Below are 24564 nucleotides of genomic sequence, written 5' to 3'. Positions count from 1 at the left end.
GGAAGCGACCCGCGCGGGATTGCGTCATGACGACCTTGAGCCGACCGGACCTCAGCGACATCCACCACGGCGACTGGGTGGATCGCCGGATGCCGCAGGCATGGCGGCCATACGCGCGGCTCGCGCGACTGGACCGGCCGGTGGGCATATGGCTGACCTTGTTCCCCTGCTGGGCCGCCCTCATCCAGGCGGCGCACGGCATTCCCGACCTGCGAGAACTGGCGATTTTCACCTTGGGCGCCTTCCTCATGCGGAGCGCCGGGTCGACGATCAACGACATCGCAGACCGCAACTTCGACGGCCATGTCGAGCGCACCCGCTTTCGCCCCCTGGCGAGCGGCCAGATCGAGACGAGACAGGCCGTCGCCTTCCTGACAGCCGAACTTGCACTGGCGGCGGCGCTGCTCGTGTTCCTGACGCCATACACCCGGCTGATCGCCATTTGCGTCCTGCCGCTGGTGTTCCTCTACCCCTTCTGCAAGCGGTTCACCCATTGGCCGCAGGTGGTCTTGGGCGCGGCATTCAATTGGGGAATGCTGATGGCATGGGCCGAGATCGCAGGGCACGTGCCTGCCGGTGCCGTGCTGATGTGGGCCGGCGCCATCACATGGCAGATTGGATACGACACCGTCTACGCCTATGTCGACGTCAAGGATGACGCCCGTCTCGGCCTGAAATCGACTGCGATCCTGTTCGGCGCCCGCGGCAAGACGTTGATCGGCCTGTTCTACGCCCTGACGGTCATTGCCTGGTCGCTCGGCGGCTGGATGTCGGGTATGTCTGCACCCTACGCCTTCGGAATGCTGGTCATAGCAGGCCACCTCGCATGGCAGAATTGGCGGATCGACCTCCAGCGCCCGGAAGTGAATTATCGTATGTTCCTCGCGAACATCCTGACCGGAGCGCTTCTCGCGGGCGCTGCATTTGCCGGGACGTGGTGAGCCGGCGGCAGGAGCGCCTGCCGGCCTTCGTGACGCGCATCGAGCTCATAGAGTCCTCTTTCGGCACTCGCACGGGGCCCCGAGCCCCACTTTCTGCGCCAAAATTCCAAATCGTAAAGAATTTCTGAATCGGCCTCTGGACAAGGCGAATCACCTTTGATTCTTTAATGGCGATTCGGATGTGCGGCGTTTCCGAACAAATAGCCGGAACAACAACTTTTGCGGGGCCCTTCAATGGGAAAGACAGGCGCCTGGGGGGCGACTGGCGGGCGTTTCTTTGCCGGTGGACGGGCCGGCGACGGAGCCAAGATTCCGGAGATCATCGCCGCGCCGGCCTATCGCCGGCTGCTGGCAGCGGAGCCCTATCTGCGGCGGTCCATTCCGGCGCTGATCGTCATCTTCCTCATCGTCGTGGCTGCGACGCGGGCACTTTCGCTGCTGGCGCTGCGTGACGACATCGAGCGCGACGCGCGTTCGATGGTCGCGCTCGCGGCATCCCAGATCGCCGCCTCGCTCAAGGCCGAACTGGCGGCATCGCCGGATGCCACCGACCTCCATCGGCGCGCCGTGGATGCGGCCGCGCAGACGGGCTATCTCGCGCAGACCCATGTGCTGCTGGTGACGGACGGCGGCTTCCGCGTGACGGCGGCAGCTCCCCGCGACATCGGCTGGGAAGGCCGGAGGCTCGAGAACCAGATCGATGGCGGCCAGCCGCTCTTCATGTTCGGCGAGCGCGCCGGCGTGATGGACGTGACGATCGACGGCGCGCACTGGTTCGCCGCGGCTGATCTCGGGCCCGACCGCCAATATGCGGCCGTGGCGCTGGTGTCCGCCGATACGGTGTTCGCCGACTGGCGCAAGCTCGTCTCGCTCAACGTGACGCTGTTCGTGCTGACGTCGAGCGTGCTGATCGTCATCCTCTACGCCTATTTCGCGCAGGCGGCGCGGGCGCAGGCCGCCGACAGGATCTACTCGGAAGCGCACCAGCGCATCGACTCCGCGCTGCTGCGCGGCCGCTGCGGCTTGTGGGACTGGGACATGGGCCGCGGGCGGCTGTTCTGGTCGCGCTCGATGTACGAGATGCTGGGCTACGAGCCCAGCGACGCGATGCTGTCCTTCGGCGAGGTCAACGAAATCATCCACGAGGAGGATGGCGACCTGTTCACGGTTGCCAAGGCGCTTGCCGCCCGCGAGGTCGACCAGATCGATCAGGTCTTCCGCATGCGCCACGCCAACGGGCAGTGGGTGTGGGTGCGGGCGCGGGCACAGATCATCGATCCCGATGAGCAGGACGTGCACCTGCTTGGCATCGCCATCGACGTCACCGAGCAATACCACCTCGCCATGCAGTCGGAGGAGGCGGACGCCAGGCTGCGCACCGCCATCGAGAACATCTCCGAAACCTTCGTGCTGTGGGATTCGCACCAGCGGCTGGTGATGTGCAACACGCGCTTCCAGGAGCAGGCGGGCCTCGCCGATGCCGATATCGAGCAGGGAACGCCGCGCGCCAAGATCGAGGAGCGGATGACGCCTTTCGCGTCGGAGCGCCGGCTCGCCAACGGCAACGGCCGCAACGGCGCCGTCACCTATGAGCGCCAGTTCAAGGACGGCCGCTGGGTACAGGTCAACGAAATGGTCACGCGCGACGGCGGCATCGTGTCGGTCGGCGCCGACATCACGCAGATCAAGCAGCATCAGGAAAAGCTGGTCGACAGCGAGCGGCGGCTCATGGCGACGATCCACGACCTGTCCGTCGCCCGCAAGGCGGAGGAGGACCGCGCGCGGGAACTCGCCGAGCTCAACAGGAAGTGCATGCGCGAGACGGAGCGCGCCGAGGCCGCCAACCGCGCCAAGTCGGAATTCCTCGCCAACATGTCGCACGAGCTGCGCACGCCGCTCAACGCGATCATCGGCTTCTCGGAACTGATGCAGTCTGGCCTGTTCGGGCCGCTCGGCTCGGAACGCTACGAGGAATATGTCCGCGATATCCAGGGCAGCGGCAACTACCTGCTCGGCGTCATCAACGACATTCTCGACATGTCGAAGATCGAAGCGGGCCGGTTCTCGATCGACCGCGAGCAGATCGATCTGTGCCCGCTGGTGCGCGAGACCGTGCGGGTGATCTCGCTGCAGGCGGCACAGAAATCGATCACCGTCGAGACCAAGATCGCGGACTCGATGACGCTCAACGCCGACCGCCGCGCGATCAAGCAGATCGCGATCAACCTTCTGTCGAATGCGGTCAAGTTCACCGGCCCCGGCGGCAAGATCTCCCTTCGCGCCCGCAAGACCTCCGGCGCCGTCATCCTCACCATCGAGGACAATGGCTGCGGCATTCCCCGCGAGGCGCTCAGGAAGCTGGGCAAACCGTTCGAGCAGGTCGAGAACCAGTTCACCAAGAGCCATGCCGGCTCCGGGCTCGGGCTCGCCATCTCTCGATCGCTGGCCCAGCTGCATGGCGGCGCGCTGAAGATCCGGTCCACCGAGGGCGTCGGGACGATCGTCTCGGTGCGCATCCCGGTGAAGAAGAAGGCTGCGTCGCAGCCGTCGCGAAAGGCCGCCTGAGAGGCGGCCCGATCCGGCCTCAGTCGGCGGACGCCTTCAGCCGGTCGCCCTTGCCGCTGCCGCCGGCCGGCGCGGCCGCGCCGGTGGACATCTCTTCCCTCACCAGCTTGCCGTCGGAGTTGGTGTCCAGCTTGGCGAAGCGCTGCTTCCGGCGCTCCTCCGCCTCCGCGATCGTGACGGTCCCGTCCTTGTCCGCATCGAAGCGTTCGACGAGCGCTGCCGCCTGATCGTTGGCCTGCGGCCCGTTGAAGGTCGCGGAAATCTCCTCGACCGTCAGCTTGCCGTCACCGTCCGTATCCGCCTTCTCGAGGCGACCCTTGATCACCGCGACGAATTCCTCGAACGAGACATCGCCGCTCTTGTCCGCATCCAGGCGTTCGAACAGCGCCTCGTCCTGAGCGACGGCAGGAGATGCGGTGGCCCCGACCGCACCGGCGAAGGCCACGAAAGTCCAAGCCAGAACCGACTTCTTCATATTCTGCTCCATTCTTCGACCTGATCCGCACATGGGGACCGGATCATGTCATTTCCATTACCGTGCCGCGGATTTTCCCGTCAGGAGACCGTCGAAGTGCTTTCGTACGTTCCCTGTCGTGTCCTTCAGCAGCGCGCGCAGGACAGCGATGTCCGGCGCATCGGCGCTGCGGATGAGTAGATCGGACAAACCGGGCGGAATATCGGCGGGATCGAGGTTTCCGGTCAGGCAGAGCCGCATGACCTGCGTGAGGCCCGTATAAAGTCGATGCGCCTCGAAGAGGTCGCCGCGAACCTGCGGACCGGCGAAATCGTCCGCGAGGCGGCGCAGCACCTCGGCCGTGGCGGTGGTCCTGCCGTCTCCGTCGACGCGGTCGATCAGCGACGCGACCTGCGCGATGAACTCAAGGTCGATCAGCCCGCCCGGCACCAGCTTCAGGTCCCATTCGTCGGCCGGCGGCTTTTCCTTCTGGATCAGCGCCCGCATCTGTCGCGCCTCGCGGGCGACGGAGGCGAAATCGCGAGGTGCTGCCACGACGCTCGCGACCTCCTTCTCGATCGCGGCGGCGAAGTCAGCGTCACCCGCCACGACGCGCGCCCGTGTCAGCGCCATGTGCTCCCAGGTCTCGGCCTCCTCGCGCTGATATTTGCGGAACGAGGCGATGTGGGTGGCGACCGGACCCTTGTTGCCGGAAGGCCGAAGGCGCAGGTCGATCTCGTAGAGGACCCCCTCCGCCGTCGGCGCCGAGACGGCCGCGATCAGACGCTGGGTCAGCCGCGTGAAATAGAGCGCCGGCGCCAGCGGCTTCTCGCCGCCGGACTCCTCGGCGGCATCCGAATGATCGTAGAGCAGGATCATGTCGACGTCGGAGCCTGCGGTGAGCTCGTGGCTGCCGAGTTTGCCCATGCCGAGCAGCGCCACCTTCTCGCCCGCCACCCTGCCGTGCCGGATCGAGAACTCGGCGCGGACGGCCTCCAGCGCCGCCCCGATGGTGAGGTCGGCGAGGTCGGAAAACGCCTTGCCGGCGCGCGTCGCGTCGATCGCGCCCGTGAGCAGGCGGATGCCGATCAGGAACTTCTGCTCCGCCGCGAAGATGCGCAGCCGGTCGAGAATCTCCTCGTGCAGGCTCACGCCCTCGAGGAAGGCGCCGAGACGCCCGGCGAGATAGCGCCGGTCCGGCAGTTCCGCCATCAGCATGGGGTCGAGCAGGCCGTCGAAGACATGCGGCCGCTTGGTGATGATCGCCGCCAGCCGAGGTGCTGCGCCCATGATCATCGCCAGAAGGTTCAGGAGCGCCGGGTTCGACTGAAGCAGCGAGAAGAGCTGAATGCCCGCCGGCAGTCCGGCGAGGAAGGCGTCGAAACGCATCAGCGCCTCGTCGGCGCGGCGCGTGTTGCCGAAGGCCTGCAGGAGTGCGGGCGTCAACTCCGTCAGCCGTTCCCTCGCCTCGGCCGACTGCGTCGCCCGGTAGCGCCCGAAATGCCAGGTGCGGATGACGCGGCAGATATCGCTCGGCCGCTCGAAGCCAAGCTGCGACAGCGTCTGCAGCGTGTCGGGATCGTCGACATCGCCGGTGAAGACAAGATTGCCCACGTCCGTCGAAAGCTGCGGGGCAGATTCGAACAGCGCCGCGTAGTGGCTCTCCACCACCTGCAGCGAAGTGCGGAAATCGGCGGAGAACGACGCCGCATCCTTGTAGCCGCGCATGTGCGCGATGCGCTCCAGGCCCTCGTCATCCTCCGGCAGCAGATGCGTCTGCTCGTCTGCCACCATCTGGATCGCATGCTCGACGTCGCGCAGGAACCAGTACTGCTTGGCGAGCGCGTCGCGCGCCTCGGGCGAGATCCAGCCGCGGTTCGCGAGCTCGCCCAGCATTGCCACCGTCTCGCGGCCGCGCAGTTCCTGGAAACGGCCGCCGGCGATCAGTTGCTGCGTCTGGACGAAGAACTCGATCTCGCGGATGCCGCCGCGCCCCAGCTTGACGTTGTGACCCTTCACCGCGATGTCGCCATGGCCCTTGTGGGCATGAATCTGCCGCTTGATCGAATGGACATCGGCGATCGCGGCGAAATCCATGTATTTGCGCCAGACATAGGGCTTCAGCTCGGCAAGGAAGGCGCTGCCCGCCTCGATGTCGCCGGCCACCGGCCGCGCCTTGATCATCGCCGCGCGCTCCCAGTTCTGGCCGCGGCTTTCGTAATAGTGCAGCGCCGCGCTGACCGGGATCGCCAGCGGCGTCGAGCCGGGGTCCGGCCGGAGCCGCAGGTCGGTCCGGAAGACATAGCCGTCCTCGGTGCGATCCTGGAGGATACGCACCAGCCGCCGCGTCAGACGCGCGAACAGTTCGTTCGCCTCGTAGGGATCGGTGATCGCCCGCGCTTCCGGGTCGAAGAACGAGATCAGGTCGATGTCGGAGGAGAAGTTGAGCTCATGCGCGCCGAGCTTGCCCATCGCAAGCAGGATCCAGCCGGACTCCTTCGACGGGTCGGACGGATCCCGCAGGGCGATCTTGCCCTGGTTGTGGGCGTCGCGCAGCAGGAACGAGACCGCCGCGCCGATCGCCGCATCGGCAAGCCGGCTCAGCCTGCGGACGGTGGTCTCGGCGTCGAACACGCGCGCGAGGTCGCACAGCGCGATCAGCGCATGCGCTTCCGTCTTCATCCGCCTGAGCTCGGCCATCAGCCTTGCCTCGGAAATCTCCGGCGCGCGGCCGAGGGCTTCCACCTCTTTCAGGATCGCGTCGATCCGCTTGGGCGCAGGCACAGCGCGCAGATGGTCGAGTATCTGCGGCGCGCGGCGCATGCTGTCGCGCAGGAAAGGCGAGAGGTCGAGCGCCGCCGCGAGGAAATCCACTGTCGCGCCACCGCGCGAGAGATCGGCCACGAGACCGTCCAGCCCCACCTCGTCGGCATTCGAGATCAGGTCGGCAAGTTCGGCCTTCGCCGCCCCCGCGTCGAGCGGCACGAGCCGCGCCGGCACGGCCCCGAACCAGTTCCCCTCCCCCGCCGCCTCTTTCGCGGCCGCTGCCTTTGCCATCATCCCCCCTGACGCGGAAACACCATTTCCACCAGCAGCCCGGGCTCCCTCCCGGACAGTTCCAGGCTGCCACCGTGGAATGTCATCACCGCCTTGGCAAGGCTCAGCCCCAAGCCCGAGCCGGGCTGCGAGCGGCTCTTCTCCAGCCGCACGAAGCGTTCCGTCGCCTGCACGCGGTCCTCGGGCGGGATTCCCGGCCCGTTGTCGGCGACGCCGAGACGGAAGTTTCCATCCTGCCGGGCGATGGACACGGTCACTTTCGCCCCGCCCTCGGCGCCGGCGGAATACTTGATCGCGTTGTCGACGATGTTGGACAGCGCCTGGCCGATCAGTTCCCTGTTGCCGGCGATCTTTGCCTCCGCATTCTCCTCGGCGGTCAGCGTCACGCCCGCCTCCTCCGCGGCCGGTTCGTAGAGTTCCACCACGTCGCGCAGGATCGCGGCGAGATCGACCTCGTCCGTCGCCTCCGCCGAATAGCCGGCCTCCAGCCGCGAGATCATCAGGATCGCGTTGAAGGTTCGGATGAGCTGATCGGATTCGGCGATTGCCGCCTCCAGCGCCTCGCGATACTCGGCCTCCGTGCGCGAGCCAGCGAGCGTCGCCTCGATGCGGTTGCGCAGCCGGGTCAGCGGAGTCTTCAGGTCGTGCGCAATGTTGTCGGAGACCTGCTTCAGGCCGTCGTTCAGCGCGCCGATGCGGGCGAGCATGCCGTTCAGGTTCTCCGACAGCCGGTCGAACTCGTCACCCGTGCCCGTCACCGGCAGCCGGCCGGAAAGGTCGCCGCCCATGATGCGCTTCGAGGCGTCGGAAATGCTGTCGATGCGGTGCAGCGCCTGGCGGCCGACGAAGAACCAGATGAAGAACGCGCCGATGCCCATCAGCGCCAGCGCCGCCGTCAGCGCGCGCCGAACCACGAGCTGGAACTGCTCCGGCTCGCCGAGGTCGCGGCCGACCAGGATGATCATGGTGTTGGGCAGTCGCACCACCTGCGCGATCGCCCTGTGGCCGTCCGTCGTCTGGGCCTGGCTGTTCGCATCGCCGTAGCGACGATAGGAGAAGGGACGCTCGGTCCAGCCGTCCGTCTCCAGCACGCCGGGCTCCAGGCTTTCGACATTGCCGGCAAGCGGACGCCCGTTGGGATCGGTCAGGAGATAGAGATAGGCGCCGGGTTGGCGCGAACGCTGCGACACGACCCGCACGAGCCGCGACAGGCCGCCGCTCTCGTAGAAGCGCGACAGCGACAGCACCTCCTCCAGGATCGTCTCGCGAGTCTGGTCGGTCAGCATGCGCGTCGACAGCGACGTCATATAGACAACCAGCACCAGCGCCGACGCCGCGAAGAGCAGGAGATAGAGCGCGGACAGCCGGGCGGCCGTCGTGCGGAAGATCGCGGGCAGTCGGCCCATGTCAGGCCCGGAGCATGTAGCCCGCGCCGCGGACGGTGTGGAGCAGCGGCTTCTCGAAGCCCTTCTCGATCTTCGAACGCAGGCGCGAGACGTGAACGTCGATGACGTTGGTCTGCGGGTCGAAATGATAGTCCCAGACGTTCTCCAGCAGCATGGTGCGGGTCACCACCTGCCCGGCATGCCGCATCAGATATTCGAGCAGGCGGAACTCGCGCGGCTGCAGCGCGATCTCCTTGCCGGCGCGCCGCACCGCATGCGACAGGCGGTCGAGTTCGAGGTCGCCGGTCCGGTAGGTCGTCTCGCTGTCGCGCGAATTCGCGCGCCGCTTCAGCACCTCGACGCGCGCCAGGAGCTCGGAAAAGGCATAGGGCTTGGTCAGATAGTCGTCGCCGCCGGCGCGCAGTCCCGTCACACGGTCGTCGACCTCGCCGAGCGCGGAGAGGATCAGCACCGGCGTCTCGTTGCCGCGCGCCCTCAGGCCGGCGATGACCGATAGGCCGTCGCGCCGCGGCAGCATGCGGTCGATGACGAGGATGTCGTAGTCGCCCGAATCGGCCAGGCTGAAGCCCGTCTCGCCATCGCGCGCGACATGGGCGGTGTGGCCGGCCTCGGTGAGCGCCCGCTCCAGATATTCCGCCGCCTCGCGGTCGTCCTCGATCACCAGAATCTTCATGTGTCACATATAGGCGATCTGGCGGAAAAAGCAGGGCTGCCCATTCCGCCCGATCTCGCGATCGACCTCACTGAAAAGCAGACAGCGGGCGATGGGGGAGCCCGCTGCCGCCGGCGCGAGAGTCGAACGGCCCGCGCCTGTCCGCGAAGCCAACCGCTCCTCACAAGCGGCCGGCTTCTGGATCCGTCAGCCGCGCGCCACCGGCAGGGCGACGAAGCGGTTGGTCTGGTCGCGGCTCACCTGGAACAGCACTGCCTTGCGGCCGGCCTTCGAGGCTTCCTGCACCGCGGCCTCGACATCGGCCGCGCTGGAGACTTCCTTCGAGTTCACCGCGGTAATCACGTCTCCCGCCTGGATGCCGCGATCGGCGGCCTCGCTGTCGGCTTCGACGTCGGTCACGACGAGGCCCTTGCCGTCTTCCGCCTTGGTGACGGTCAGGCCGAAGCCTTCCAGCGAACCGGTCTCGGGCGCAGCCTTGTCCTGGGTCGCATCGGCGCGGTCCTGCGCACCCGGCAACGTGCCGAGCTTGACGTCGAAGGTCTGCGACTTCCCGGCGCGCCACACCTCTACGGCCACGTTCTTGCCGGGGTCGATGTTGCCGACCAGGCGGGCGAGTTCACGCGGCGAGGCGACCGGCTTCTTGTCGACCGAGACGATCACGTCACCGGCCGCGATGCCGACCGCCTTGGCCGGACCGTCCGCCTGTGCCTCGCTCACCAGCGCGCCGCGCGGCTTGTCGAGGCCGATCGATTCGGCGATCTCGTCCGTCACCGGCTGGATCTGCACGCCCAGCCAGCCGCGCTGGATCGAGCCGCCATCCATCAGCTTGGCGACGACATCCTTGGCCGTGGTCGCGGGAATGGCGAAGGCGATGCCGACATTGCCGCCGGACGGCGAGAAGATCGCCGTGTTGATGCCGACCACCTCGCCGTTGAGGTTGAAGGCCGGGCCGCCGGAGTTGCCGCGGTTCACCGCAGCGTCGATCTGGATGAAGTCGTCGTACGGGCCGGCGCCGATGTCGCGGCCACGCGCCGACACGATACCAGCCGTCACCGTGCCGCCGAGGCCGAACGGATTGCCGACCGCGACGACCCAATCGCCGACGCGGATCTTCGAATCGTCGGCGAAGGCGACATAGGTGAACTTGCGCTCGGCATCGACCTTCAGAACGGCCAGATCGGTGCGCTCGTCGGTGCCGATCAGCTTGGCGTCGAGCTCGTCGCCATTGTCCATCACGACGGTGTATTCGGCGCCGCCGTTCACGACGTGATTGTTGGTGACGAGGTAGCCGTCCTCGGAGATGAAGAAGCCCGAGCCCTGCGAGGAGGGGCGCAGCCTCTCGGCGCGGCGTTCCTGGCGGCGCTGCTCGCGACGCTCGGAACGCGGACCTTCGGCACGGGGGCCTCCGTCACCGCGGAACTCGCGGAAGAAGCGCTTGAGCGGATGGTTGTCCGGAAGCTCGTCGAAACCGGGACCGTTGAAGAAACCACCGCCGGGGCCGCCGAACAGCGAGCCGGAATCGTCGGAGGCGGACTCGATGCGCGACTTGACGCGCACGCTCACCACCGCCGGGGAGACCTTCTCGACCACGTCGGCGAAGCCGGGAGCCTGGGGCGCATCGACCCGCACTGCCTCGGCGAAAACGGGGATCGTCGCGCTGGTCACCGCGCCGACGCCAATCGCGCCGGCGATCGCGAGGGAAGCGGCCGCAGCCAGCAGTCGCTTTCTCGCCGGGGAAGAAACGTTGCTCATCTCGATCATGTCCTTTCCAGAATCTGATGCGCCCTGCGCACCGTCGGACATGAGAGATAGAGGCAGTCACATTACGGCGTTCTTTCCGGGAAATGAAAGTTTCGTAATGTTGGCGAGGCTGGTTACTCCTCCCGCCGCAGCGCCGCGGCCAACGCCGCCTTCTCCTCGTCGGAGAGAGCCTCGGCGGGCACCGGCCGTCTGCGGCGCGAGGCGAGCAGGATATAGCCTCCGCCCGCCAGGAGAAGCAGCACCGGCGTGCCCCAAAGCAGCGCGTTCCGCCAGTTGAACACCGGCTTGAGCAGCACGAACTCGCCATAGCGCGAAACGACGTAGGCGATCACCTCATCGTCCGTGTCGCCCGCGACCAGTCTTTGGCGGACCAGCACGCGCAGGTCGCGTGCGAGGTCCGCGTCCGATTCATCGATCGACTGGTTCTGGCAGATCATGCAGCGCAGGCCGGCCGAGATGGCGCGCGCCCTCGCCTCAAGCGCCGGATCGGGCAGGACCTCGTCCGGCGTCACCGCGCGCAGAGCCAGAGGCTGCACGGCAAGGAACAGCGCCGCGAGCAGGATCAAAAGACGCCAGCCCCTCATTCGGCGGGCACCCCGGCAGGCGCAGCCTTGAGCTTCCGCTTGGCCGGCGCGCCGACCCGCAGGCGCCGGTCGGCAAGCGACATCACTCCGCCGGCCATCATCACCAGCGCGCCGATCCAGATCAGCGTCACGAGCGGTTTGTGCCAGACGCGCACCACCGTGCCGCCGTTGGCGGCGGGGTCGCCGAGCGAGACATAGACCTGGCTGAAACCGCGCGTCGCGATGCCCGCCTCCGTGGTCGGCATCTGCCGCGCGGTGTAGACGCGCTTCGAGGAGATGATCTCGCCGAGGCTGCGACCACCCACGCTCGACAAGGCGAAATGCGCCCTGTCCTCGGTGTAGTTCGGGCCTCGCACCGGCTCCATGCGGTCGAACTTCAGCACATAGCCCGAAATCGCGACCGTCTCTCCCGGCTGCATCGCGACGATCCGCTCTGCTTGGAGCGAACTGACCGCGACCACGCCGAGCACGGTCAGTCCCAGACCGAAATGCGCCAGCGCCGTGCCGAACACCGAGCGCGGCAGGCCGGTGAAACGGCGCAGCGCGACCGAGGCGCTCACATTGCCGATGCCGGCCTTCAGCACCAGGTCGGTCGCCGCACCGATCAGCAGCCAGGTCGCCAGCCCGAAGCCGATCGCGGCAAAGGCCGTCGTCCCGTCGACGAAGAAGATCGCGACGAGACCGGCCAGCACTGCCGCTCCCGCTGCCGCAAACAGGCGCTGGCCCGCCGCGAAGAGGTCGCCGCGCTTCCACGCCAGCAGCGGCCCGAAGGGAACGGCAACGATCAGCGGCACCATCAGCGCCCCGAAGGTAAGGTTGAAGAAGGGCGCCCCCACGGAGATTTTCTCGCCCGTCAGCGCCTCCAGCGCCAGCGGATAGAGTGTGCCGACGAAGACGGTCGCCGTCGCCGTGGTCAGGAACAGGTTGTTCAACACCAGCGCGCCCTCGCGCGAGATCGGCTGGAACAGGCCGCCGGCCTGCAGCGACTGCGCGCGGAACGCGAACAGCGAGAACGAGCCGCCGACGAAGAAGGCGAGCAGCGCCAGGATGAACACGCCGCGCGTCGGATCGGTCGCAAACGCATGCACCGATGTCAGGACGCCCGAGCGCACCAGGAAGGTGCCGAGCAGCGACAGCGAGAAGGCGAGCAGCGCGAGCAGGATCGTCCAGATCTTCAGCGCCTCGCGCCGTTCCATCACGATCGCCGAGTGGAGCAGCGCCGTGCCCGCGAGCCAGGGCATGAACGAAGCGTTCTCGACCGGATCCCAGAACCAGAACCCGCCCCAGCCGAGCTCGTAATAGGCCCAGTAGGAGCCCATCGCGATGCCACCGGTGAGGAATATCCAGGCCGCCAGCGTCCAGGGCCGCACCCAGCGCGCCCACGCCGCATCGATCCGTCCTTCCACCAGCGCCGCGACGGCGAAGGAGAAGCAGACGGAGAAGCCGACATAGCCGAGATAGAGCAGCGGCGGATGGATCGCGAGGCCGACGTCCTGCAGCACCGGATTGAGGTCGTTGCCCTCGATCGGCGCCGGCGAGAGCCGCACGAACGGATTGGACGTGGTGAGAACGAACAGGAAGAAGGCCGCGCCGATCAGCCCCTGCACCGAGATCACGTCCGCCTTCAGCACCGCCGGCAGGTTGCGTCCGAAGGCGGCGACCAGCGCGCCGAAGAAAGTAAGGATGAGCACCCACAAGAGCATCGAGCCCTCATGGTTTCCCCACGTGCCGGTGATCTTGTAGAGCAGCGGCTTGGCCGAATGGGAGTTCTCCCAGACGTTCAGCACGGAGAAATCGGACTGGACATAGGCCGAGGCCAGCGACACGAAGGCGAGCGCCGTCATCGCGAAAGCGGTCACGGCCACCGGCCCCCCCACCGCCATCAGCCGGTCCTGGCGTGTGCGCGCGCCGATGAAGGGCAGCGCTGCCTGAACGAGGCTCAGCGCGAAGGCGAGAACGAGGGCGAAATGTCCGATCTCGACCATCTGCTCAGCTTCCGTCGCCTGTCTGCTGCCAGACGCCCTTTTCCTTCAGGCTGTCGGCCACTTCTTTCGGCATGTAGTTCTCGTCGTGCTTGGCGAGCACGCTGTCCGCCACGAAGACGCCCCGGGCGTCGAACGTGCCTTCAGTGACCACGCCCTGCTCCTCGCGAAAGAGGTCGGGCAGCAAACCGTTGTAGACGACCTTGACCACCTTGATCTGGTCGGTCACCGCGAACTCGACCTCCGTGCCCTGGCCGCGTTGGATCGAACCCTTCTCCACCAGCCCGCCGAGGCGGATGCGCTGGCCGGGCTCCACCGGCTTGTCGGCGAGATCCGCCGGCATGTAGAAATAGGAGGTGCGCTGGCCGAGCGCGTAGAAGGTCAGCCCCGTCGCGGCGCCGAGAAACACCAGCGCGCCCGCGATCACCGCCAGCCGTTTCTGCTTCCTGGTCATCAGCCGTCCACCTTCACCCCGAGCTCCGCTGCGAACGCGCTCACCTGGTCCTTCTTGTCGCCTTCGAGACCGGCCAGCGCCCGCCCGAGCGCGGCCCTCGCATCGTCGGCGCGGCCCAGCACCACATAGGAACGAATGAGGCGCTGCCAGCCTTCCAGGTCGTCGGGATTGGCGCGCAGCTTCTCGTCGAGGCTGGCCACCATGCCCTCGATCATCTGTTGCCTGTCCTGCGGCGACATCTCGTTCGCGGCGGCCACAGCATCCGCGTCCGGGCCCTTCGCCGCTGGCGCCCCAAGCCGTTCCTCGGCCTCCGCGATCGCGCGGTCGACCGGCTCGTGCCAGCCCGAGTCGGCAGGGAGAGCCGCCTTCAGCATCCGCCAGCCCTCCGCGGCCTCCGCGATCTTGCCTTCCTGCGCCAGGCCGCTCGCCAGCAGGAAGCGCGCCTTCGGCTCGTTCGGATCGTGCGCCAGCGCCCGTTCGAAGGCTGCATGCGCCTCGGCGGTGATCACGCCGCCGGCGGCGGCTGCGATCGCCTCGCCGAGCGCGCTCTCGCGCTGTGCGTTGGAACCTGCGAGCCGGATGGCGTTGCGCCAGGCTGTCGCGGCATCCGCGAAACGCTGCTGGCGCATATAGACGGGGCCCAGCACTTCCCAGCCGCGCGCATCGTCGGGATTGTCGGCAAGGTGCTTTTCGGCCCGCGCCACCAGCTCGTCGACCGTGCTCTCCGAAGGGTTTCGCGCCATGCGTTCGGCCAGCGGCTCGCCCGGCAGACCCGGCGCGCCGATCGTCGTGTAGAGGCCCCAGCTCACCAGCGGAATGACGAGCACGCCGACAAGTCCGGCGGCACGTACCATGCCCCCCTGGCCTGCCGCGCGCGTCGACCGCGCATCGGCGTCGGCCTTCAGCAACCGGCGGGCAATCTCCACCTTGGCCTGCTCGGCCTGCGAGGTCTCGATGGCGCCGCGCGCGGCGTCGCGCTCGACCTCCTGCAACTGGTCGCGATAGACCTCGACGTCATGGCCGCCGGCAACGGCGGCCGCGCGCTGGCGCGTCAACGGCACCAGCACCGCCAGGCAGGCGGCCAGCGTCAGCGCGGCGGCGGCGATCCAGAACAGCATGGGCACCATTTAGCCATCGCCCCTTCCCCTGCCAACAGAGGCGGGATGCGGCCTTTTGCCGGTTGTGGCGAACGATGATGTCCCTATGCGGGCGCACGGCGCACCGCTTTGATCTGCCGCAAAGGGTCAGAGACTGTTTCGAAACGCGTTCTGGCGAGTGATATGGTGGTGGTTTCGGGGTCGCTTCAGCGACGAGCGGAGCGGACATTTGGGTCCGTGAGCACTGGAAGCGCAGAAAACGCCATCAGATGGCCGCCAGAGCGCGTTTCCAAGCAGTCTCTTAGGTCAGAGGCGTCCAACTGCCGTCGGAGTTGCGGCAGGCCGTGCCCCGCGCAACGTTCTGCGCGCCGCCGAGCGTCACCGTATGCGTGTATTGCCGACAATCCTGCGAGCCGACACGATAGGGCTGCGCCGCCGCCACCTCGCCGTAGCGGCCGGAGCCCTTGTCGCCCCAGGCCACCGGCTGTCCCGGCTGCGAATATTCGAGCGCGCGGTACTCTGCCTCGAGCGCCTGCACTTTTTCGTTACTGGACAGGCCGGTTCCGACATTGCCGCCGATCAGGCCGCCGGCCATCGCCTTGATGATCGCCTGTCCGGCCGGCTGGGCGGAAGGACGCGTCGGCTGGCCGGCGAAGCCGGACACGCCCGATGCACCCGTATTGCTGGTCGCGCACCCGCCAAGCGCCAGCGCGACCGCGACTATCCCTGCCGATATTCTCATTCCATCCGGTTCCGATGCGTCCGCGATCGCGTCTTCGCGGAGCCCTATGGGCGATGTTTGTCCTAATTTTGTTCCGCTGTCATGCGGCTTTTCGCATTTGCACAACGGCGCGAAGCCCGCCGAGTTCCGATCGCTCCAACCGCAGCGTCCCGCCATACTCCGCCACCAGGTCGGACACGATGGCGAGACCCAGCCCGGTGCCGGGCTTGGATTCGTCAAGCCGGCGGCCGCGCTTCAGCGCCTCGCGCGCCTTGTCCTCGGGAATTCCGGGCCCGTCGTCCTCGACCGTCATCACGAAACAGTCTGGCGCATCCGGTGCCGGATCGGCCAGCGTGACCATGACCTGCGTCCGGCCCCATTTCATCGCGTTCTCGAGCAGGTTGCCGGCGATCTCCTCCAGATCCTCGCGTTCGCCGGCGAAGACCGTGTCGCCGCCCTCGTGCTCGAAGGCGACGTCGATCTTGGGGTTGAGCTTCGCCATCACCCGCGTCATCCGGTCCAGCACCGGCACGACCGGGGCGCGGAACACCACGCTCTCGCGCTGTGCGGCGATCCGCGCACGCTGCAGGTAGTGGTCGATCTGCTGCTTCATCGCGCCGGTCTGCTCGGAGATCAGCCGGCCCTTCTCGCCGCCCAGTGCGTGGCCCTCATTGGTCAGCACCGCCAGCGGTGTCTTCAGCGAGTGCGCCAGGTTGCCGACCTGCGTGCGCGAGCGCTCCAGGATGCGGCGGTTGTTCTCGATCAGCGCATTGGTCTCGTTGGCCAGCGGCTCGATCTCGGCCGGAAACGTTCCGTCCAGCCGCTTCGCCGTGCCCTCGCGCACGCTCTGCAAGGCCTCGCGCACGCGGCCGAGCGGGCGCAGACCCAGCCAGATCGCGGCCGCATTGATTGCGATCATGCCGACGCCGAACAGCGCCAGATAGGTGTAGAGCTGCTGGTTGAAGTAGGAGATTTCGGCGTTCAGATCGTCGAGATTTCCCATCACGCGATAGCGCGCGATGCGGTCCGGCGCGCCGAGCACCACTTCCGTCTCCAGCACCGCAAGGCTCTGGCCGTTCGGCCCGGCCGCCTCGTAGCGGCGCTGGAAGCCCGATCCGAACGGCACTTCCGCCACCGCCGGGGCCGGGATCGTCGCAAGCAGCGAAGTCGAGCGCAGATCCCCCTTCAACCCCGCCGTCTGCGGCTCAACCGACCAGTACCAGCCGGAATCGGGCGTGAGGTAGCGCTCGTCGCCGAGCTCCGGCGTGCCGGTCAGGTTGCCGTTCTCGTCCGCGCCGACGGAAGCCACCAGGTTGAAGAGATTGGCCGACAGCAGGCTGTCGAAGCCGCGCTCGGAGGCTTCGCGGAACAGCGCCGAGACGACGGTCGCGATGACCACCAGCGCGAGGATCGCCCAGATGGTGGAGAAGGTGATGACGCGCGTGGCGAGCGATTTCGGCAGCCAGATCGTCGGCCGCCGCGCGCCCAGCTCAGCGCCCTGCGTCTCGCCGGTCACGCATCGGGCTCGCGCAGGCGATAGCCCATGCCGCGCACAGTCTCGATCATGTCGATGCCCATCTTCTTGCGCAGCCGGCCGACGAACACCTCGATCGTGTTGGAATCGCGATCGAAATCCTGGTCGTAGAGGTGTTCCACCAGTTCCGTGCGCGACACGACCTTGCCGACATGGTGCATCAGATAGGCAAGCAGGCGGAACTCGTGCGAGGTGAGCTTGAGAGGCTTGCCGTTGACGTCGACCTTCGAGGCCGCCGTGTCGAGCCTGACCGGCCCGCAGACCAGCTCGGACGAGGCATGCCCCGCCGCGCGGCGGATCAGCGCCCGGATGCGCGCCAGCACTTCCTCGATATGGAACGGCTTGGTCACATAGTCGTCGGCGCCCGCGTCGATGCCGGCGACCTTGTCGCTCCAGCGGTCGCGCGCGGTCAGCATCAGCACTGGCATCTTGCGCCCTTCGCGGCGCCATTTCTCCATCACGGAGATGCCGTCCATCTGCGGCAGGCCGATGTCGAGCACCACCGCGTCATACGGCTCGGTGTCGCCGAGGAAATGCCCCTCCTCGCCGTCATAGGCGCGGTCGACGACATAACCTGCGTCGACCAGCGCCTCCGCCAGCTGCCGGTTCAGCTCCTTGTCATCCTCGACGACCAGAATTCGCATTCGTCCCCCTCTGTTCCCTCATGCGACCGGCCGGCGGCAATTCGGCCGGGATCCGGCCATTCGCTTGCAAACCGGACGGCCGCGCATCCAACGGCCAGCAAATCCCCGCCGCGCCCGACCGCCGTTCGCGCAATTGGCCTCAATTCGCCGGCACGACCTGCTCGATCCGCTGCGCGCGCTGGCCGTTCTTGCCTTCGACCACGATAACGACGACGCAGACCTGCTGGCCGCCACGGTTCTGCAGCGTCGCCCGCGCCTTGCCGCCATACTGCGCCGCCATCTGCTGCGCGATCGCGTTACAGTTCGCAGCGACTGGCTGTGCCAGCACCGGCGCATCGAGAGGTGCCGCCACCGGCGCGGCGAACGCCGCCGAGGCGGAAAGCAGCAGCACGATCATGGCGCGCCTGAGGGTGTGGAACGTGTTCATGGCCAGCGTTCTAGCGCAGATCGGCTGAACGGGGAATGAATGATGACGGCATGGACCTCACCCAATCCGATCCTTCGCCCCCAGCCTCCCCAAAATCGCCACCAGCCCCGCCACAGCCGACACCGCCTGCAGCAGCGCGTCCGTCAGCTCGCCGTTCTCCACACCGCCAATCGGAATCCCGAAATAGCCTGCCCCTCCAGACAGCACGGCCACGATCGAGGCCCAGATCGTGCGCGAGAGGTACCAGGGTTTTGCCGTGGTCATGGGTCGTCTCCTTGGTTGGGATGGTCTGTTGGAACGGTCGGTTCGATCCGGGCCCGTCACATGTCCGGTTGGCCGTAGCTCAGCCGGCGGTCGCGAATGTAAGCCGGCCGGCGATGCCCTCGCCTGCACGGCCGAGCTGCCGCACGTCGAGTTCCAGTTCGTCCGGCAGCACCGGGAAATCCGCGGCGATGCTCGCGGCCGCATAGGTCCATGACGGCTCGCCGACAGCGACCTGCCGCGCGGCCGCGCCGCCCGGCTCGCCGATGCGCAGCACATAGGTCACGAACGGCTCGTCCTGCGGGATCTCGACGCCCGTCCAGCTGTCCGCGTCGAGCCGCCCGCGCCGCACCCAGGTGAAGACGAAGCCGCCGTCCGCCTGCCTCTCGGCCTTGAGATGCACCGGCGACAGCGGCAGGCCGGCGCGCGCGCCGCCGATATGGGTCTCGGTCACCGTCATGTCGGCCCCGAACTCGCGCCCGGCCGGGCCGACCCGCCAGGACAGTTCCAGCCCCGCCTCGCCCTCGCGCAGCCCCGCCGACTGCACGGCACTGTCCAGCAGCACGACATCCGCGCCAATCGCCGCGCCGGCCGTCATCGCATCGGCGGTGCCGAGCTGGCCGCGCAGGAGCTGCGTCAGCCGCCAGACGCCTGGCTCGATTTCCTCGGCATCGGCGAACTGCACGAGCTCCCAGCTTCCGGCCGCCGAGCGGATGGCAATCACGTTACCGCCGTTCAGCATCTGCGCCAGCGGCACGCTCGCCAGCGCGCCGGCGTAAAGCCGCACGACCACGGCGCCGAATTCGTCTAGCCTGCCCTCCGCGCCGGGCGGCAAGGCCTGCGCCAGTTCGCCGATCGTGGCGCGACGCGTCAGCGTCGCGCGCAGCTCGAACCCGGTCTCCTCCGGCGAGCAATAGACCTGCTGCGTCGTCCAGGGCTTGGCATGGGCCGCGACCTTGAAGCGCTCGTACGCGGCTTCGCCGCCCGCCGACGGCAGGTCGAGGAACAGCGCCAGCGGCGCGCCGGGCTGTGCGCTGCCTGTCGCACGCTTCGCCGGCAATCTTGCCCGGTCGGGCGCTGGCGGCAGGCGCAGGATGCGCCGCGCCTCGATCTGCCGCGTCAGCCCTTCCTCGATGGCGCTCACCACGAACTCGCCCCCGGCCCGGCCGGGCAGTGCCACCAGGCTTCCCGGCCTCGGGGCGCGTTGCCGCGCGGGCACCGCAAACCGCGCCGTCTCGCGGCCGGTCCAGGCGCGGCGCAGCCAGTCCGCGGCAAGCGCCTCCGCCTGCCCCGCCTCGATCGCGCCCGGCAGGTCGAGGCTGGCGACGTTCTGCCCGCCCCCACGTGCGGCGCGCGCGGCGCCCGACTGATAGTCGTCCAGCGGATCGCCAAAGCCCAGCAGCGCCTCGGTCGGAAGCTCCAGGTCCGGCGGCCGCGTGAGCTCGATCGCCGGCCGTCCCTCGCCCGCCGACACCGGATCGTCGATGGCGAAGGCCGGCTCCGCCGACGCGCCGATGGTCGCGAAGCGCGGCGCAGCACCCGACGCATCGAACGCCAGATCGAACAGCTCGACCAGCGGCGACAGCGCGTCGCGCCCGCTGCCCGGCTGCGGCAGCACGTAACCAGCCACCATACCGTCCGCCGCCCGCGCATCTACCTCGAGCCCGCATTCGGCACAGACGCTTTCGATCACGTCGGTGATCTCGACCGCGCCAAGCCTGCCGTTCAGCCAGTGGCCGGCGAGCCAGTTCTCGCCATCGCGCCACACCTCGCGCTCCAGCGGAAAGGCCGGAAACGGCCGCGCGTCCCAGGCCCAGGCATAGACCCGCTCCGCATCGAGCATGCGTCCGCCATAGACGTCCGACACCGGATTGTCCGTCTCGACAAAATCCTCCCCGCCCGGCGTCCAATGGCGCAGATGCGCCTCCAGAAACCGCCGCTGCGCAAGGTCGGAGCGCCCGCCGTTCGAAAAGTAGGGCAGCGCGTTTTCCGACGATTTCGGGTCCGGAAAGACGTTCGGCTGGTTCGGCCCCTTGTCGACGGCGGCACAGCCCAGCTCCGTGAACCACAGCGGCTTGGACCGCGGCTCCCACGCCGTCGGTTCCGCACTCTCCACGCCGCCGACGCGATCGAAATGCCGGTTCGACCACCACGATCGGAGGTCCTTGTAGCGAAATACCCAATCCTTGCCCGCCAGCCCGTCCGCGACCGGCATCCGCTCCCGCACCCGCCTTGCCTCGGCGTCCGGATAGAACCAGTTGAAGCCCTCGCCCGAGGCGATGCCGCGCCGCAGCCCGTCGCGATCGTAGGGTGAGGCAAAACCATCCGGATTGCCTCCGGCAAAATCCTCGTCGCGCCAGTCCGACAGCGGCATGTAGTTGTCGATGCCCAGCGCATCGATGTTCCCGCTCGCCCACAGCGGGTCGAGGTGGAAGAATACGTCGCCGCCCGCCGTGTGATGGCCGAAATACTCGCTCCAGTCCGCGCCGTAGGTAATCTTCGTGCCACCACCGAGGATGCCGCGCACATCGGCCGCCAACGCCACCAGCTGCTCGACAAAGGGAAACGCGTTCGCCCCGTCGCGCAGGGTCGTCAGCCCACGCAGCTCGGAGCCGATCAGGAAGGCGTCGACGCCGCCGGCAAGTGCCGCCAGGTGCGCATAATGCAGCACCAGCCGGCGATAGCCCCAGTCGTCCGCGTCGCCGGCGAAGATTACCGTGTCGTCGCCATCGGCAAACTCGCCCGCCTCCGCCGCGCCGCAGAAGGCCTCGACCTGCGCTCGCGCGGTCGCCGTCACGTCCGCGCTGCCCTCCTGCTCCGGCCCCGGAAAGCACGAGATCCGCCCGCGCCAGGGATAGGCCGCCTGCTCTGTCGCGCCATGCGGGTCCGGCAGTCCGTTGCCGGGCGGCACATCCATCATCACGAACGGATAGAGCGTCACCTCCCATCCCCGCGCCTTGATCGCCTCGATCGCCTGCACCACGGACCTATCCGACGGCGTGCCGCCATAGGCAGCGCCGCCATGCTGCGACACCGTCCTGGCGTCGGCCGCGCTCAGCCCGTTCACGCTCCAGCCAGTGCCGAGAAACGGCCCTTCCGCCTCCACAACGGCCGGATAGAGGTCGCATGCGCCGGCGCGCAGATCGTCGCCGAACCAGGTCACCACCAGCGCCACATGCTTCAGGTTCGGCGCGAGCATGGCGAGCTCGTCCAGCGAGGCGTCGATGTCGGTCTCTGCGAACAGCACGTGCCGGTTGACGATCTCCGTCTCGCCGCGCCTTATCGTCTTGGTGACGCGCTCGCTCGCCAGCCCGTGCTCTGTCGCGCCGGGAATCAGCGCCACCGCCGTGAGCCGCGCGCCGAAATCGCCGATCGGCCGCAGCACTTCGAACTGCATCTGCGGGAGCCGGTTTCCATAGTCGCCGATCGGAAAGCGCTCCAACACCGCATAGGCCGTGCCCCGATAGGCGGGCGTCTTGCCCTCCCCCTGCTTCGCCTCCACCAGCGTGTCGGGCATCTGCCCCTCGCCGCCGCGATGGATGCGGATCTCGACCTCGCTCAGATCCACCTCGCGCCCGTCGGCCCAGACACGGCGGATGCCGGCGATCTCTCCCTCGCACAGGCCGAAGGCGGCATTGGCGAAGTAGGAATAGGTCGTCGTCCGCGCGCCGCCCTTGAAGCCCTGGCGCTCGGTATGGCTCGCTTCCTCGAAGCGCGTCGCCCAGATCAGCGTGCCGCCGATGCGGGCCGCGCCGTAGACACGCGCCATCGGCGCGCCCTCCTCGCCGGTGAAGGGCCGCATCGCATCGAGCCGCGGCCCCTCGCGATGCAGCGTCGAATTGATCAGCGCTCGGTCGATCAGGTAGCCGGCCATCGATCCCGCTGCACCCAGCACAGCCGCGCCGGTCGTGCCGAAAAAGCCGCCGAGAAACGCCCCGGCGGCCTGCAGGATCAATGTCGCCATGGTCAGCCTCGAAGGTCCGGAAAGGAAAACGTGCCGCAAAGCCTGCGGCGCCAGTGCGGGTCGAGCGGCGAGGAAACCACCGCATGGCCCTGATATGCATGGAGAAACCGGTCCGGCGCGACCGCGATGCCGCAATGCCGCGCCGGCAACCTTGGCCGGATGCGGAAGAGCAGCAGGTCGCCGGCCGCGACGGGCCGTTGCCCCTTCTCCCGGCAATGCCGGCGCGCCGCTGCCATCAGCGGATCGCCCTCGCCGGTCTCCGCCCAGTCGGCGGCATAAGGCCCAGGCGCCTCGGTTTCCGCGCCATAGACTTCGCGCCACACGCCGCGCACCAGGCCTAGGCAGTCGCAGCCCACGCCCTTCCGTGCACCCTGGTGCCGATAGGGCGTGCCGAGCCAGCCAAGTGCTGCGGCGACGATCCTCTCCGCCGCCGCGCTCACGGCACCAGCGCCCCGCCGTCGAACTCGATGCCGTCGGTCACATAGGCATAGGCCGCGTCATTGCCCGGCATGTGCGGAAAACCGCGGAAATTGAGTCGGTTGGCAAATTTCGTTCGACAGGTTTCGAAGCGCTTGTCGCAGCCGGCGACGATCGCGAACGCATCCCCCGTCTCGACACCCTCACCGCCCTCGTCGAGCGTCAGCGTCACGCGACTGCCCTCCCTGCGATGCACCGCGATCCGCGCCGTCCGCCCATCGAGCGCACCGCTCGTCCAGTTCAGTTCGCCATGTGCGAACCAGCTGGCCGCAAACGTATCGAGACCGGAGACGTCGATTTCCGCGCCTCGCTGCTCCGTCACCGCGCCCGCGCCGTGAAAGCCTTCCTGCGTCAGGTCGAAGCCGCACCGTCCGTCGCCCAGCCGCGCATCGCAGGTCCGGCGGAAGTGCCGCCCCACGCGCTTCTCCAGAGACGCCGCCGGCCCGTTCAGCTCGACGCGGAACGCGCCGTCGGCGCGTGTGATCTTGCCCACCGTCGCCCTGCGCACCACCGCGTTCTGTTCGGGCGCGCGCCAGTTGACCAGATAGGTCGTCACCACGGCGCCGTCATAGCGACCTGCCGCGATGTCCGCCTCGCTGATCGCATCTGACGACAGCGCGCCCTCGACATCGGTCGCGTCGCCGGCCAACCCGATCGCATCGCGCGCCTCGGTCGCGGTCATGCCGCTCTGCGGCTCGCAGGACGCGCCGCCGACCGTCAATGTCCGGTCGTGGTCGGTGAAGCCGAGGACAAACCCGTCCGTTCGCGCCACCGTCCAGCAGTGGCAGAGCGTCGTCACATCCCGCGCCAGATGCGCAAGGAAATCCTCCGAGAAGCCGCTCATGCGACCACCTCGACCAGCGGAATGGTCGGCACCGTGCCGGCGCGAAAGCTTGCCAGGCTCGCCTCGATCCGGTCGGTATCGAAGCGCACCGGGACATGGAACGCGAACCCCGCCGTTACCGCGGTGCCCTCGCCCGGCACATGGCCCGGGAGAAAGGTCACGACACCTGTCGCGGCGTCGACCATGAACGCCACACCCTCCCCGACCTCTTCACCGCCCACCGCGACCCGCACGCTGCCGGCCACCGGTCTCGTCACCGGCCGCACATACGCATCCGCTCCATCGCCATAGGTCTTGGCGAGCTGGAACGTCGCCGTCTCTCCGTCTCCAGCGCCGATCGGCTGGTCGAGAGGCGTCGGCTCCGCCTCCGGTCGCCCGGACGTCATGTCGAACGGATCGCGGAACCGGAACGCATGCAGCGAGCCGCGCCGCGCCTCGAAGAAGGCGAGCACATCGTAGAGGTCGTCGGTCGAACGCAGCCCCGTTCCGGCATCATAGCGCCGCCTGGCATGGGCAAAGCGCGCATTGCGCGTCTCGCGCCCCGACATCAGCTCGACGATCTCATTGCGCCGCTCCGGCCCACCCGTCGCCCCGAAGGACACGGCAATCGGAAACACCACGTCGTGAAAGGTGGAAAGGTCGGTCATGGTGGTTGGTCCCGTCGTGAAGGCAGTAGGCAGTAGGCAGTAGGCAGTAGGGAAGGATTGCAGGACAGCAA

General features: G+C 67.9%; 20 protein-coding genes. 2 read left to right on the top strand and 18 right to left on the bottom strand.

The genetic code is table 11. The features are described 5' to 3' along the window. Positions 1 to 26: 26 nt before the first annotated feature. Positions 27 to 941: a 4-hydroxybenzoate octaprenyltransferase gene (gene ubiA, locus B9Z03_RS13755; RefSeq protein ID WP_085464724.1), complete on the top strand. Its 915-nt coding sequence runs from the start codon at positions 27 to 29 to the stop codon at positions 939 to 941. Between the two features lie 234 nt (positions 942 to 1175). Next, the gene (locus tag B9Z03_RS13750; RefSeq protein ID WP_085464723.1) at positions 1176 to 3506 is read left to right on the top strand and encodes a PAS domain-containing sensor histidine kinase; all 2331 of its coding nucleotides are present in this window, start codon (positions 1176 to 1178) and stop codon (positions 3504 to 3506) included. 19 nt (positions 3507 to 3525) lie between these two features. On the opposite strand, the gene B9Z03_RS13745 is transcribed toward B9Z03_RS13750, so the two are convergent. The 18 genes from B9Z03_RS13745 to B9Z03_RS13660 all read right to left on the bottom strand — a co-directional run bounded on the left by B9Z03_RS13745 (position 3526) and on the right by B9Z03_RS13660 (position 24493). Next, positions 3526 to 3981, bottom strand: a complete 456-nt coding sequence (locus tag B9Z03_RS13745) for an EF-hand domain-containing protein (RefSeq protein WP_244561742.1) — start codon at positions 3979 to 3981, stop codon at positions 3526 to 3528. Positions 3982 to 4038: 57 nt separating this feature from the next. Beyond that, positions 4039 to 7020: a bifunctional [glutamine synthetase] adenylyltransferase/[glutamine synthetase]-adenylyl-L-tyrosine phosphorylase gene (locus B9Z03_RS13740; RefSeq protein ID WP_432416999.1), complete on the bottom strand. Its 2982-nt coding sequence runs from the start codon at positions 7018 to 7020 to the stop codon at positions 4039 to 4041. Continuing rightward, positions 7017 to 8423, bottom strand: coding sequence for a sensor histidine kinase (locus tag B9Z03_RS13735; protein WP_085464721.1), 1407 nt, complete (start codon positions 8421 to 8423; stop codon positions 7017 to 7019). Before B9Z03_RS13735 ends, B9Z03_RS13740 begins: the two co-directional genes overlap by 4 nt. Before the next feature lies 1 nt (position 8424). After that, positions 8425 to 9096 (bottom strand): response regulator transcription factor, encoded by a 672-nt coding sequence (locus B9Z03_RS13730; RefSeq protein ID WP_085464720.1) that lies wholly within the window; start codon positions 9094 to 9096, stop codon positions 8425 to 8427. A gap of 186 nt (positions 9097 to 9282) precedes the next feature. Next, positions 9283 to 10857, bottom strand: coding sequence for a Do family serine endopeptidase (locus B9Z03_RS13725; protein WP_085464719.1), 1575 nt, complete (start codon positions 10855 to 10857; stop codon positions 9283 to 9285). 113 nt (positions 10858 to 10970) lie between these two features. Next, on the bottom strand, positions 10971 to 11441 hold the full coding sequence (locus B9Z03_RS13720) for a cytochrome c-type biogenesis protein (protein WP_085464718.1): 471 nt from the start codon (positions 11439 to 11441) through the stop codon (positions 10971 to 10973). Next, positions 11438 to 13426 carry a heme lyase CcmF/NrfE family subunit gene (locus B9Z03_RS13715; protein WP_085464717.1) on the bottom strand — a complete coding sequence of 663 codons (1989 nt, stop codon included), beginning with the start codon at positions 13424 to 13426 and terminating at the stop codon, positions 11438 to 11440. Before B9Z03_RS13715 ends, B9Z03_RS13720 begins: the two co-directional genes overlap by 4 nt. Before the next feature lie 4 nt (positions 13427 to 13430). After that, a complete protein-coding gene (gene ccmE, locus B9Z03_RS13710) occupies positions 13431 to 13877 on the bottom strand; it encodes a cytochrome c maturation protein CcmE (protein WP_085464716.1) in 447 nt (148 codons plus the stop codon). Next, on the bottom strand, positions 13877 to 14995 hold the full coding sequence (ccmI, locus tag B9Z03_RS13705; RefSeq protein WP_085467652.1) for a c-type cytochrome biogenesis protein CcmI: 1119 nt from the start codon (positions 14993 to 14995) through the stop codon (positions 13877 to 13879). The genes ccmE and ccmI overlap by 1 nt, the downstream gene beginning before the upstream one ends. 280 nt (positions 14996 to 15275) lie before the next feature. After that, on the bottom strand, positions 15276 to 15716 hold the full coding sequence (locus tag B9Z03_RS13700; protein WP_085464715.1) for a hypothetical protein: 441 nt from the start codon (positions 15714 to 15716) through the stop codon (positions 15276 to 15278). Between the two features lie 79 nt (positions 15717 to 15795). Continuing rightward, positions 15796 to 17211 (bottom strand): ATP-binding protein, encoded by a 1416-nt coding sequence (locus B9Z03_RS13695; protein WP_085464714.1) that lies wholly within the window; start codon positions 17209 to 17211, stop codon positions 15796 to 15798. Next, positions 17208 to 17873 (bottom strand): response regulator transcription factor, encoded by a 666-nt coding sequence (locus tag B9Z03_RS13690; RefSeq protein ID WP_085464713.1) that lies wholly within the window; start codon positions 17871 to 17873, stop codon positions 17208 to 17210. Before B9Z03_RS13690 ends, B9Z03_RS13695 begins: the two co-directional genes overlap by 4 nt. 139 nt (positions 17874 to 18012) lie before the next feature. Next, the gene (locus B9Z03_RS13685; protein WP_085464712.1) at positions 18013 to 18300 is read right to left on the bottom strand and encodes a hypothetical protein; all 288 of its coding nucleotides are present in this window, start codon (positions 18298 to 18300) and stop codon (positions 18013 to 18015) included. 57 nt (positions 18301 to 18357) lie between these two features. Next, on the bottom strand, positions 18358 to 18564 hold the full coding sequence (locus B9Z03_RS13680) for a hypothetical protein (protein WP_085464711.1): 207 nt from the start codon (positions 18562 to 18564) through the stop codon (positions 18358 to 18360). A 79-nt stretch (positions 18565 to 18643) separates the two neighbouring features. Beyond that, a complete protein-coding gene (locus B9Z03_RS13675) occupies positions 18644 to 22525 on the bottom strand; it encodes a baseplate multidomain protein megatron (RefSeq protein ID WP_085464710.1) in 3882 nt (1293 codons plus the stop codon). 2 nt (positions 22526 to 22527) lie between these two features. Beyond that, a complete protein-coding gene (locus B9Z03_RS13670; protein ID WP_085464709.1) occupies positions 22528 to 22965 on the bottom strand; it encodes an NlpC/P60 family protein in 438 nt (145 codons plus the stop codon). Next, a complete protein-coding gene (locus B9Z03_RS13665; RefSeq protein ID WP_085464708.1) occupies positions 22962 to 23846 on the bottom strand; it encodes a DUF2163 domain-containing protein in 885 nt (294 codons plus the stop codon). The genes B9Z03_RS13670 and B9Z03_RS13665 overlap by 4 nt, the downstream gene beginning before the upstream one ends. Then, positions 23843 to 24493, bottom strand: coding sequence for a DUF2460 domain-containing protein (locus B9Z03_RS13660; RefSeq protein WP_085464707.1), 651 nt, complete (start codon positions 24491 to 24493; stop codon positions 23843 to 23845). The genes B9Z03_RS13665 and B9Z03_RS13660 overlap by 4 nt, the downstream gene beginning before the upstream one ends. Positions 24494 to 24564 lie beyond the last annotated feature (71 nt).

Source organism: Mesorhizobium australicum (assembly GCF_900177325.1).
Taxonomy (GTDB): Bacteria; Pseudomonadota; Alphaproteobacteria; order Rhizobiales; family Rhizobiaceae; genus Mesorhizobium_A; species Mesorhizobium_A australicum_A.
The sequence above is the reverse complement of the archived record's forward strand: the minus strand, read 5'-3'. Positions and strand labels throughout refer to the sequence as shown.

Coding starts and splice junctions, on each gene's coding strand:
- B9Z03_RS13720 (WP_085464718.1), bottom strand. CDS start 11,441: ATGAGGGGCTGGCGTCTTTTGATCCTGCTCGCGGCGCTGTTCCTTGCC.
- ccmI (WP_085467652.1), bottom strand. CDS start 14,995: ATGCTGTTCTGGATCGCCGCCGCCGCGCTGACGCTGGCCGCCTGCCTG.
- B9Z03_RS13740 (WP_432416999.1), bottom strand. CDS start 7,020: ATGATGGCAAAGGCAGCGGCCGCGAAAGAGGCGGCGGGGGAGGGGAAC.
- B9Z03_RS13735 (WP_085464721.1), bottom strand. CDS start 8,423: ATGGGCCGACTGCCCGCGATCTTCCGCACGACGGCCGCCCGGCTGTCC.
- B9Z03_RS13685 (WP_085464712.1), bottom strand. CDS start 18,300: ATGAACACGTTCCACACCCTCAGGCGCGCCATGATCGTGCTGCTGCTT.
- ccmE (WP_085464716.1), bottom strand. CDS start 13,877: ATGACCAGGAAGCAGAAACGGCTGGCGGTGATCGCGGGCGCGCTGGTG.
- B9Z03_RS13680 (WP_085464711.1), bottom strand. CDS start 18,564: ATGACCACGGCAAAACCCTGGTACCTCTCGCGCACGATCTGGGCCTCG.
- B9Z03_RS13750 (WP_085464723.1), top strand. CDS start 1,176: ATGGGAAAGACAGGCGCCTGGGGGGCGACTGGCGGGCGTTTCTTTGCC.
- B9Z03_RS13660 (WP_085464707.1), bottom strand. CDS start 24,493: ATGACCGACCTTTCCACCTTTCACGACGTGGTGTTTCCGATTGCCGTG.
- B9Z03_RS13745 (WP_244561742.1), bottom strand. CDS start 3,981: ATGAAGAAGTCGGTTCTGGCTTGGACTTTCGTGGCCTTCGCCGGTGCG.
- B9Z03_RS13675 (WP_085464710.1), bottom strand. CDS start 22,525: ATGGCGACATTGATCCTGCAGGCCGCCGGGGCGTTTCTCGGCGGCTTT.
- B9Z03_RS13725 (WP_085464719.1), bottom strand. CDS start 10,857: ATGATCGAGATGAGCAACGTTTCTTCCCCGGCGAGAAAGCGACTGCTG.
- B9Z03_RS13715 (WP_085464717.1), bottom strand. CDS start 13,426: ATGGTCGAGATCGGACATTTCGCCCTCGTTCTCGCCTTCGCGCTGAGC.
- B9Z03_RS13730 (WP_085464720.1), bottom strand. CDS start 9,096: ATGAAGATTCTGGTGATCGAGGACGACCGCGAGGCGGCGGAATATCTG.
- ubiA (WP_085464724.1), top strand. CDS start 27: ATGACGACCTTGAGCCGACCGGACCTCAGCGACATCCACCACGGCGAC.
- B9Z03_RS13690 (WP_085464713.1), bottom strand. CDS start 17,873: ATGCGAATTCTGGTCGTCGAGGATGACAAGGAGCTGAACCGGCAGCTG.
- B9Z03_RS13700 (WP_085464715.1), bottom strand. CDS start 15,716: ATGAGAATATCGGCAGGGATAGTCGCGGTCGCGCTGGCGCTTGGCGGG.
- B9Z03_RS13665 (WP_085464708.1), bottom strand. CDS start 23,846: ATGAGCGGCTTCTCGGAGGATTTCCTTGCGCATCTGGCGCGGGATGTG.